This window comes from Leisingera sp. G5_S3_59_S7 (assembly GCF_054968485.1).
This window is the reverse complement of the sequence record NZ_JBQKUH010000034.1, coordinates 40,709-50,019: the sequence shown is the minus strand read 5'-3', so window position 1 is coordinate 50,019 and position 9,311 is coordinate 40,709. Positions and strand designations below refer to the sequence as shown.

Here is a 9,311-nt window from a genome sequence, read left to right as displayed (position 1 = left end):
GCCGGAGACTGCCGGGTGTCAGGCTTAGGCCTGTTCTGTTGCCTCCAGCCGCGTCACCACCTTGGCGCCGCTCTCCAGGGTGCGGTGTACCGGGCATTTATCTGCGATTTCCAACAGCCGCGCGCGCTGTTCCTCGCTCAAGGGGCCGCAGAGGCGCACCACCCGTGTGAACTGGTCGATCTTGGCAGGCCCGGAGGGCAGGGCGTCCTGGGCGTGCACCTTGTCATGGCTCACATCCACGCTGATCCCCTCCAGCGGCCAGTCCTTGCGCCGCGCATACATTCTGAGCGTCATCGAGGTGCAGGCGCCAAGCCCCGCAGCCACAAACCCGTAAGGAGACATGCCGCGGTTGGTGCCGCCATAGGCCAGCGGCTCGTCCGCCAAGGCGTGGTGATAGGGGCCGGATTGAACATCCTGCAGGAACCCGTCCGGATCCGCCTCTGTCACCCGCAGGATGCCCTCTGGTGCGCCGGGCGGCGGTGCGGGCGGGGCCATGCCGATATAGCGCCCGGCCCAGGCAGCGATGACTTCGGCGGCGTATTCCGCGTCTGCCGGCCGGGAAATCAGGTGATCGGCGTCATCCAGAGTGACAAAGCTCTTGGGGTGTTTCGCAGCAGTGAAGATGGAGGCGGCATTGTCGATGCTCACGGTCTCGTCGCGCGGCGCATGCAGCACCAGCAGCGCGGCCTTGAGTTCAGCAATCGCAGGCGCCAGCGCCTCGGCGCTGATGTCGTCGACAAACTCCTTGCCGATCACAAACGGCCGCCCGCCCAGGCAGACCTCGGCACGGCCCTTGGCCTCGATCTCCGGCAGGGCGGCTTCGAAGTGGTGGGAGACATGGCCCGGATCAAACGGCGCGGCCAGTGTCACCACCCCCTTGACCGACGGGATGCCCGCCCGCGCCCGCAGTACCGCCGCCCCGCCCAGCGAGTGGCCGATCAGCAGCGCCGGCGCCATATTGCGTGTTGCAAGGTACTGCGCCGCTTTGATGAGGTCCGCCACGTTGGAGCTGAAAGTGGTATTCTCAAACTCGCCTTCCGAATGCCCCAGCCCGGTGAAATCGAACCGCAAGACCGCAATCCCCATCGCCGCCAGCCGCCCGGCAATCCGCCGCGCGGCCGGGATGTCCTTGGAGCAGGTGAAGCAATGGGCGAACAGCGCGGTGGCCAGCACCGGCCCCTCCGGCAGGTCGAGGCGGGCAGCAAGGGTGTTTCCGGCGTGGCCGGTGAAGGTGATCCGTTCCGTGGGCATGGGCGTGGCCTTTTTTGGGTGTTCCGCATAGATTGAGCGTTCGGCGGGGCCTGAACAAGGCAGCGGGACGGAACGTCACGGGAAGGTGAAGCCAGATGAGCAGCAGCGCCCTTACGGGCATCGGATGTTACAGCCCGCAGACCGCGCGGGACCGCGGGATGTGGCAGCGGTTGCAGGCGTTTTGCAGGCAGGAGCCGCAAGCCTTTGGCCGCAATCCGGAAACCGGACATGTCACCGGCTCTGCCTTTGTGATGTCACCGGACAGAAAAAACGTGCTGCTGACTCACCACAAAAAGCTCAACCGCTGGTTCCAGCTGGGCGGCCATTGCGACGGAATTGCCGACGTGCCCTTTGTTGCGCTGAAAGAAGCCTATGAGGAAAGCGGGCTGGCGCGCATCAGGCCGCTGTCTGCCTGTGTGTTCGACGTCGACATCCACGAAATCCCGCCCGGCACCAGGGAGTGCGCCCATCTGCACTATGACGTCCGCTACCTGTTTCAGGCAGAGGCCGGGGGAATTGCTGCAAGTGGTGAATCCCACGCCCTGGCCTGGGTGCCAATCACCCGGCTGGAAGACGTCACTGACTCCCCCGGCGTGCTGGTGCTGCGGGAAAAGCTGGAGCCGTTCCTGAGCAGCTCTTGTTAAGCGGTGGCGCCTGACGGCGCCGCAGGCTGTCCCGGCCCCTCCTTGCGGGAGGGACCGGCGGCAATGGATTACGCCTCGCCCATCAGGGCCTTGTCGAAGGGGTAGCTGGTCAGGTTCTCATAGCCGTCCTCGGTGATCAGCACCTGGTCTTCCAGCTTGATCGAGAAGTCACCGCCCTCAGGCGAAACCAGCGCCTCGACACAGAGCACCATGCCCGGCTCCAGCTCATAGTCAAAGGCGCCCTCGACCATTTGATCCGGATAGGCGACCAGAGGCCACTCGTCGCACAGCCCGACGCCGTGCATCATGCAGCCGTATTTCTGTTTCTGGAATTGGTCATCCAGCACGTGGCAGCCGCGCGACAGCTCCTGAATGTTCACGCCCGGCTTCAGCATCTCCATGTTGTGGCGGATGTGCTCCACCCCGTGCTGCATGGCATAGACCATGTCGGGTCGCGGCTTCTGACTGCCAATCCACCAGCTGCGGGAAATGTCGATGCAGATGCCGTAGGAGCCGACAAGGTCGGTGTCAAAGCTGATCATCTCGTTGTTCTGGATGATGCGGGGGCCGCATTCCTGGAACCAGGGGTTGGTGCGCGGCCCGGACGCCAGCAGCCGGGTTTCGATCCATTCGCCGCCGCGGCGGATGTTCTCTGCGTGCAGCACCGCCCAGACGTCGTCTTCGGAGATATAGCCGCCGGGGATCTGCTCGCGGGCGAATTTCTCCATCGCCGCCACCGCGGTTTCGCAGGCGTGATGGGCGCAGCGCATCGCCAGAATCTCATCCGGTCCCTTCACCGCGCGGCATTTCTCGGTCAGCTCCTCGCCGGGAAAAATCTCCAGCCCCTGTGCCTCCAGCGCCCGCAGCCCGTGCAGCATCACCTTGTCCACCGCCAGCCGCTTGTTGCTGCCGCTGTGCTCTTCCAGCAGGATGCGCACTTCGTTGGAGAACTTGTCGGCGGCCACGTCGATCTTGTCGCCGCGGTCGAAGTAGAACAGGTCGGCACCGGCGCGCTGCTCCCGCACCAGTGGGTTGAATTCGCTGAGGAAGGGCGACTGCTTGTAGTCCCACAGCACCATATAGCCGTCGGCGCAGATCAGCAGCGCGCGGAACGGGTTGTGGGTGTTCCACAGCTGCATGTTCGTGGAATCGGTCGCATAGCGGATGTTGAGCGGGTCAAAGACCAGCAGGCCGCCATAGCCGCGGTCATTGATGTGCTTGACCAGACGTTCCCAGCGGAACCTGCGCAACGCCTGCAGGTCAGGCAGTTGCAGCCCGGCCTCGGCCCATTCTGAAAACGCCAGCTGGGTCGGGCCGATCTCAACCCGGTTGTTGTCGTTCGGGGTGTTGTCGCCCAGGGTGGCGCCGCGGGTCGGGTCAATCTTGCGGATGTCGCGGTAATGCTCGTTCATGCGTGGCCTCCGTCGCTGCACAGTCCTGTCCAATGTGCCGCCGGCAGCCGGGGAAATCGCTGCAGAAAACGACGGGTTTTCCGGTCGTTTCTGACCTGTGATGCAGCGTTGCGGCTGTTTCCCGGCGCTTTGGATGCTATCGCAGAGGGATGAAGGCGATTCTGCAGAAAACACTTCCCTACAACCCGCTGGAGGAGAAGAAACTCCCTGGTATTCAGCCGCTTGAGCCGGATCGCTGGCTGGTGGCGGATGACGCCTATGCGGACCAGATGGCAGAGCGCGAGCGGCTGCTGGCTACCCGGCGGGACGCGGTTTTGCGGCTGGACGCAAACGCGATGGCGGCGGCGCAGGAGCTTTTGCGGATGGCGCTGGACGCACTGGACATCGGCGCGGGCGACACCGCGCTGCGGCCCGATGGTATGCGGGTGACGGTCGATCTGGAGGATCCACTGGGCACCCTGGGCCGTCTCGCGCAGCAGGATTTCTGCATTCTGCAAAAGCCAGAGGGCGCACAGGAGCATGTTCTGACCGGCGCCGTTCTGTGTTTTCCGGCAAGCTGGACGCTGGCGGAAAAATTCCTGCAGCCGCTGACCGGCATACACGTGCCGATGGACAGCTACGATGCAGGGATTGCAGCGCGGGTGCAGCGGCTGTTTGACGGGGTGCAGGCGGGGCGGCCGCTGTGGCGGTTCAATGCGCTTTGGTATCAGGATCCGGCACTGTTTCAGCCGCGGAGCCAATATGCGCCGCGGGACAAACCGCACAGCACCAGGGCTGATTACCTGCGCAGTGAAAGACAAGTGATCATGCGGCTGCCGCAGACCCGTGCGGTGGTGTTTTCAATACATACGCATGTGCTTGCGCGGGCGGATGTGCTCCGCCAGTGGGGCTCAGCGCTGGACCAGCCCGCAGCGCGGCCCTAGTGGAACAGCGGACGCGCGGCCTGCACCATGCCGGCGCTGTCCAGGAACAGGAACAGGGCGGCCATCAGCAGCAGGTGGCTGACAAAACGCAGGCGGCGGCGCGGCGCCAGGATGAAGGCTGACAGCGCGGAGGCCCGTGCCTGGCCGCCCCAGCCGCTGTACTGCTGCCCGGTTTGCAGCGGTCCGCGCATCCGGGCCCGGGTCCGCTCGGCAGCTGTTGTTGCGCCCGGGCCCGGCGCGCGTCTGCCGGCGGCCTGAAAGGCGCGCTCGCAGTGGGCTTCAAGCGCAGGCGCGGTGAGCTCAACCGGGGTGAAGCAGGCGCGCCCGCGCGGCCGCGGGGGCTGCGGCTGCATTGGCTGGCGGCCGGCAGCTTTGGCCGCTGCCGGGGGCGTTTGGACCGGCTGCGGTTCAAACACGCTAAGGAACTGATCGCAGGTCAGCGCCACATCGGTATCGAGCCATTCAACTGAGGTGGCTTCGACCATCGGAACCAGCCGCCGCAGCATTTCGGCCAGCAGCGTTTCAGAGATTTCCCGATCGCAGTCTTCCGGGTAAAGCGGCGACAGCGCGAGTTCCAGCAGCGCCGAAGGCTGCAGCATGCTCCCGGTCAGCCGGCTGGAGCGCCGCAGCGGCACCCGGCGCAGGCGCACCGTGACAAGATACTGATCGCACTGCAGCCGGACGGCATGCTCGGCGCGGGCCTCGATGGCTTCTGCCGGATGGCCAAAATCTTCGAGCGTGTCCACAACAGCGGAAACTGCTGCAGAGAGGGTTCCCTGATCCCGGCTTTCCAGCCCGAGCCTGCCGCTAATTTGCACGTTCTCTGCCACTTTCCGGATCCTCCGTTCAGGGTGCCGATAAAATAAGAATAAATTTGGAACGGGTTGAAAGTTGGGCGGAAAGCGCGGCCCGGCGGCAAACTTTGAGGATTACGCGTTAAAAATCACGAAACGATTTAAGTGTCTGTTTTTATTGGGATTCACGTTCGCTTTGCGTAGCCGGTCGGCGGAATACGGCTCAACTGTGGCACGCGCCGGACACATTGATGCCTTAGGCCTTACAATGCAGCGGGAATCGCGGCACTGTTCCCGGTGGTATGCGCCCCCCCCGCTGCGGCCGCTTTGCAGGCGGCCTCAGGTGCAGGGCGGAGCTACGGCTGCGGTGCTGGCGAAGGCGGCGGCGGCCGGCGCTCAGCCGTCGATTTGCCGCCCCATGATTGCCAGCGACTGCTGATAGACCGTGGCGGCGTTCCACTGCTTCAGAACAGGATAATTCGGCTCACCCGGCTGATAGCCCTTGCCGCGCTTCCAACCCTTCTGTCGCAGGTAATTTGCGGTAGAGGCCAGCGCATCGCCCATATTGTAGAAATCCACCCGGCCGTTGCCGTCCCAATCGATCCCGTACTGCAGGGCGTTACCGGGCAGGAACTGTGTATGGCCCAGCTCGCCGTGTTTAGCGCCCAGGGTGGCCGGGGTGATTGCGCCCTGATCCACCAGTTTCAGCGCCCCCAGCGCGTGCGGGCGGAAGAAATCGGAGCGGCGGCAATCATAGGTCAGCGTCACAATGGCAGAGACCACCTGGCTGTCGCCCATATAATTGCCAAAGGCGGTTTCCATGCCGTGGATCGCAATCAGCACGCCCGCGGGCACGCCGTACTTGCGCTCCAGCGCGGCATAAAAGTCCAGATTGCGCGCCTTGCGCTTGCGGCCCTGCGCCACGATGGTGGCGGAGCCGCGGACCTGCATGAATTTCTCCAGCGAGTATTTGAAGCTTTTCTGGTTGCGGTCAGCGGCGATGGTGCGGCGGGCATATTGCGCATTGGCCAGCGCCTGCAGCCCTGCCTTGCGCACCCCGGCGCGCTTGGCCTCGCGGCTGAATGCCTGTTTCCAGGCATCGAACCCGGCAGAGGTATTGCCGCAGGTCGCGGCCGCGGCGGGGGAGGCGAGGAGGACGGAAATCAGGGCAGGGGCAAGCAGCCGGCGCATGAATGAAACTCTCGAAATGTGACTCGTGTGATTGCAGCCTAGCGTGACGGCGGCTTATGTCTAACGGGAAATCCCGCCAATGGTTCCCATCCGCTCAGGAAAAGGCTGTGCCGGCTGCCAGTGCCAACCCATCGGCGACTGCGGTCATGGCATTTTCCGTTTCGACACGGGCTTTTGGGCACAGCGACCGCATCTCAGCCTGCACCGCCGCCAGCAGCGACGAGCCGCCGACCATGACAATCCGGTTCACTTGATCCGGGTCTATGCCCGCCTGGTTCAGGGTCTCGGCGGCGCAAAGACCGATAGCGCGGGTCTGCTCCGCCAGCGTCCGGTTCATGGCCGCGCCGGGCAGAGGCACAGACAATCCGCGCTGCAAAAGCTTAAGGTCGATAGCGGCGCTGCCCCCCGCATCATTGGCGCGGATCTTGCCGCGCTCCACCGCAAAGGCCAGTTCGTGCCCCAGTTCGTCCTCCAGCACGGCAACCAGCCGCGCCAGTTTTTCCGGCTCCGCTGCATTGACAGCCAGGTCCTTTGCGGCCCGGCGGTTTTCGGGGCTGTAAAGAAACGGGATCATCTGCCAGGTGGCCAGATCGTTGAACAGCCGGTTCGGCGCGGGCAGGGCGCCTCCGCCGAAGGTGTTGCGGATCAGGCTGCCGCGGCCCAGCAGCGGCATTACATGCTGAATGCTCAGCTGCCGGTCGAAATCGGTGCCGCCCAGACGGATCCCGTGCGAGGCCAGGATGCGCGCGGCGCCGTCCGGTCCCTGCTCAAAGGCGGTAAAGTCCGAGGTGCCGCCGCCGATATCGACGATCAGCCCCAGCCCCGGCGACGGCGCGGCGGCGCGCAGGGCGGCTTCGGGCTCGTACATGAACAGGACGTCCTCGAAACCGGCCTCCAGATAGCAGGCGCGCAAGTCCTTTTCCGCCTGCGCGTCGCGGTCCGCATCCTTGGAATGAAACCGCACCGGCCGCCCCGACAGCGCATGGGTGAACTGCATACGGGTGGCCGCCTCGGCGCGCCGCTTCAACTCTGCCAGGAAGCGGGCGATAATGGTGGCAAAGCTCATCCGCTCGCCGCCCAGCCGCCGCTCCTCATGCAGCAGGGAGGTGCCAAGCAGGCTTTTGAGCGCCCGCATGAAACGGCCCTCATCGCCGCGGATAAGGGCCCGCGCGGCGCTGTGGCCGATCCGCATCCGGCGCGGGTCCTCCGCGAAGAACACCGCGGTGGGCAGGGTCTGCTCGCCAGGCTCCATCTCCACCAGCCACGGCCGCCCGGCAACTGCAATCCCGGCAGCAGAGTTGGATGTGCCAAAGTCGATACCAAGAGTGTTCGGGGCTGTCATAATGCGCTCCTCAGACCAAGCGGAGCCGCCCCGGCTACAGCAACTGCGGGCTCCGATCAAGGCGAATCACCCGGAATCAATGGTTGTGAATGCGCCACTGCACAGATTGCCGCAGGAGGTGCAAGTGCCTCAAATATCAACAGTAAAGCGGCCGTAAAAGTATATTAATTCCTGAATATCACACTTTTCTAACCTGCTGCCCAGAGCAGGATCTTTGGAGTTTGGAAGATGAGTAATACTGATAACCAGCGCATCATCTCGAAATTTGCGCTTGATGGAGAGCATCAGAAAGACCTGACACGCGCAAGTGCCCTTCTGGTGCCTCACTTCGATCTGATCCTCGACAAGTTCTATGCCTTTGCCCAATCGGACCGCGAAGCAAGCAAGTTCTTTCCCAATGAGGAAATCCTAACCCACGCCAGAACGGCGCAGAAACGGCATTGGGAACTGCTGCTGAGAGGCGATTTCCCGGAAGAGTATTTCGCGTCCGCGGAGCGCGTCGGCGCCGTCCACTTCAAGATCCAGCTCCCGTTCGAGCTTTACTTGTCGGCCTATTCACGGGCGACCTCCCACATTCAGCAGGTTCTCGGCGAAAAGTTCGGAGCCGCTGTAACCCCGGGCGGGCGGCGCAAACTTTTTGCCATGCTGGGGGCGCTGAACCGGGTGTTTGCGCTGGATACCTATTTTGTCATTGACGCTTATTTTGCGGCGCAGCGCGCGGAACAGGACACTGCCTTTGACTATATCACCGCCGGGATCGAACGGATGGAAGCCCGCGATCTCTCCCGGGCAATCCCGGCCCCCGGCGAAAGCGATTACCCGGAGCGCTATGACCAGGTGCGCGTGACGTTCAACCGGCTTATGGGCAGCCTGGCCGGCGTGATCGGCAGTATTCAGGACTCCGCCGACGGCCTGAACAGCACAGCCAGTGAAATTTCCGACGCGGCCCAGGATCTGTCGCAGCGCACCGAAACCCAGGCGGCAACCCTGGAGCAGACGGCGGCAGCGGTTGAGGAAATCACCTCGAGCATGCGGTCGTCGGCAGAGGCGACCAAGGAAACCAGCACCGTGGCCGCAACAGCGCAAGCCTGCGCCGAAGACGGCTTTGCAGTGGTGACCGACGCCGTCAGCAAGATGAAGGAAATTGCCGACTCCTCCGACCGGATTTCTCAGATCATCGGCGTGATTGACGATATCTCCTTCCAGACCAACCTGCTGGCGCTGAACGCCGGGGTCGAGGCCGCCCGCGCCGGCGAGGCCGGGCGCGGTTTTGCGGTTGTCGCCTCCGAGGTGCGCGGCCTGGCCCAGCGGGCCGCCGTGTCCGCCAAGGAAATCAAAGAGCTGATCAACATCAGTTCAGGCCATGTGGACGAGGGCGTTTCGTTGGTGGACCGCGCAGGTGAGGTACTGACCCGGATTGTGTCCGACGTGAACCGGGTGTCTGAACTGTCGGCGTCGGTTTCTGCCTCTGCCGGCGAGCAGACCACCGGGCTGACCGAGATCAACACCGGCGTTTCGCATCTGGACGGGGTCACGCAGCAGAACGCGGCAATGGTCGAGCAGACGACGGCGGCGACGGTGACCATGCGCCAGGATTCGCAGGCGCTGGCCGATCTGGTCAAATCTTTCAACGTTGGCCACACAACCGCCCCAGCCGCCGCAGGCAGCGGGGACAGCGGCGGCAGCCTGCGTCTGGCCGGCTGACGCAACGATCGGCGCCTGCCTGCTGGCACAAACAGAAAAAGGCGCCGCGA

At 64.0% G+C, this 9,311-nt stretch carries 8 protein-coding genes; 3 read left to right on the top strand and 5 right to left on the bottom strand.

Features of this window, described 5'->3' with window-relative positions; genetic code table 11:
* Positions 1-24: 24 nt before the first annotated feature.
* Positions 25-1,251: a bifunctional alpha/beta hydrolase/OsmC family protein gene (locus ACTRWG_RS15150; RefSeq protein ID WP_027237867.1), complete on the bottom strand. Its 1,227-nt coding sequence runs from the start codon at positions 1,249-1,251 to the stop codon at positions 25-27.
* A gap of 95 nt (positions 1,252-1,346) precedes the next feature.
* Between ACTRWG_RS15150 and ACTRWG_RS15145 the strand changes: the two genes are divergently transcribed.
* On the top strand, positions 1,347-1,895 hold the full coding sequence (locus ACTRWG_RS15145) for an NUDIX hydrolase (RefSeq protein WP_027237866.1): 549 nt from the start codon (positions 1,347-1,349) through the stop codon (positions 1,893-1,895).
* A gap of 68 nt (positions 1,896-1,963) precedes the next feature.
* On the opposite strand, the gene dddP is transcribed toward ACTRWG_RS15145, so the two are convergent.
* Positions 1,964-3,307, bottom strand: a complete 1,344-nt coding sequence (gene dddP, locus ACTRWG_RS15140; protein ID WP_027237865.1) for a dimethylsulfonioproprionate lyase DddP — start codon at positions 3,305-3,307, stop codon at positions 1,964-1,966.
* A 149-nt stretch (positions 3,308-3,456) separates the two neighbouring features.
* On the opposite strand from dddP, the gene ACTRWG_RS15135 reads away from it, so the two are divergent.
* Positions 3,457-4,230: a heme-dependent oxidative N-demethylase family protein gene (locus ACTRWG_RS15135; protein ID WP_027237864.1), complete on the top strand. Its 774-nt coding sequence runs from the start codon at positions 3,457-3,459 to the stop codon at positions 4,228-4,230.
* Here ACTRWG_RS15135 and ACTRWG_RS15130 read toward each other — a convergent pair.
* The 3 genes from ACTRWG_RS15130 to ACTRWG_RS15120 form a co-directional block, all read right to left on the bottom strand.
* Positions 4,227-4,976 carry a hypothetical protein gene (locus tag ACTRWG_RS15130; protein ID WP_154667858.1) on the bottom strand — a complete coding sequence of 250 codons (750 nt, stop codon included), beginning with the start codon at positions 4,974-4,976 and terminating at the stop codon, positions 4,227-4,229. The two genes, ACTRWG_RS15135 and ACTRWG_RS15130, sit on opposite strands and share 4 nt — an antisense overlap.
* A 444-nt stretch (positions 4,977-5,420) precedes the next feature.
* Positions 5,421-6,215 carry a lytic murein transglycosylase gene (locus tag ACTRWG_RS15125; protein WP_462829537.1) on the bottom strand — a complete coding sequence of 265 codons (795 nt, stop codon included), beginning with the start codon at positions 6,213-6,215 and terminating at the stop codon, positions 5,421-5,423.
* A gap of 94 nt (positions 6,216-6,309) precedes the next feature.
* Complete coding sequence (locus ACTRWG_RS15120; protein ID WP_462829535.1) at positions 6,310-7,557, bottom strand: Hsp70 family protein; 1,248 nt, start codon at positions 7,555-7,557, stop codon at positions 6,310-6,312.
* Between the two features lie 228 nt (positions 7,558-7,785).
* On the opposite strand from ACTRWG_RS15120, the gene ACTRWG_RS15115 reads away from it, so the two are divergent.
* The gene (locus ACTRWG_RS15115) at positions 7,786-9,261 is read left to right on the top strand and encodes a methyl-accepting chemotaxis protein (RefSeq protein WP_462829534.1); all 1,476 of its coding nucleotides are present in this window, start codon (positions 7,786-7,788) and stop codon (positions 9,259-9,261) included.
* Positions 9,262-9,311: the final 50 nt, after the last annotated feature.

What these genes read in the sequence shown, in the direction of transcription:
- ACTRWG_RS15150 (WP_027237867.1), bottom strand. Translation starts at nt 1,251, where the DNA reads ATGCCCACGGAACGGATCACCTTCACCGGCCACGCCGGAAACACCCTT.
- ACTRWG_RS15145 (WP_027237866.1), top strand. Translation starts at nt 1,347, where the DNA reads ATGAGCAGCAGCGCCCTTACGGGCATCGGATGTTACAGCCCGCAGACC.
- dddP (WP_027237865.1), bottom strand. Translation starts at nt 3,307, where the DNA reads ATGAACGAGCATTACCGCGACATCCGCAAGATTGACCCGACCCGCGGC.
- ACTRWG_RS15135 (WP_027237864.1), top strand. Translation starts at nt 3,457, where the DNA reads ATGAAGGCGATTCTGCAGAAAACACTTCCCTACAACCCGCTGGAGGAG.
- ACTRWG_RS15125 (WP_462829537.1), bottom strand. Translation starts at nt 6,215, where the DNA reads ATGCGCCGGCTGCTTGCCCCTGCCCTGATTTCCGTCCTCCTCGCCTCC.
- ACTRWG_RS15120 (WP_462829535.1), bottom strand. Translation starts at nt 7,557, where the DNA reads ATGACAGCCCCGAACACTCTTGGTATCGACTTTGGCACATCCAACTCT.
- ACTRWG_RS15115 (WP_462829534.1), top strand. Translation starts at nt 7,786, where the DNA reads ATGAGTAATACTGATAACCAGCGCATCATCTCGAAATTTGCGCTTGAT.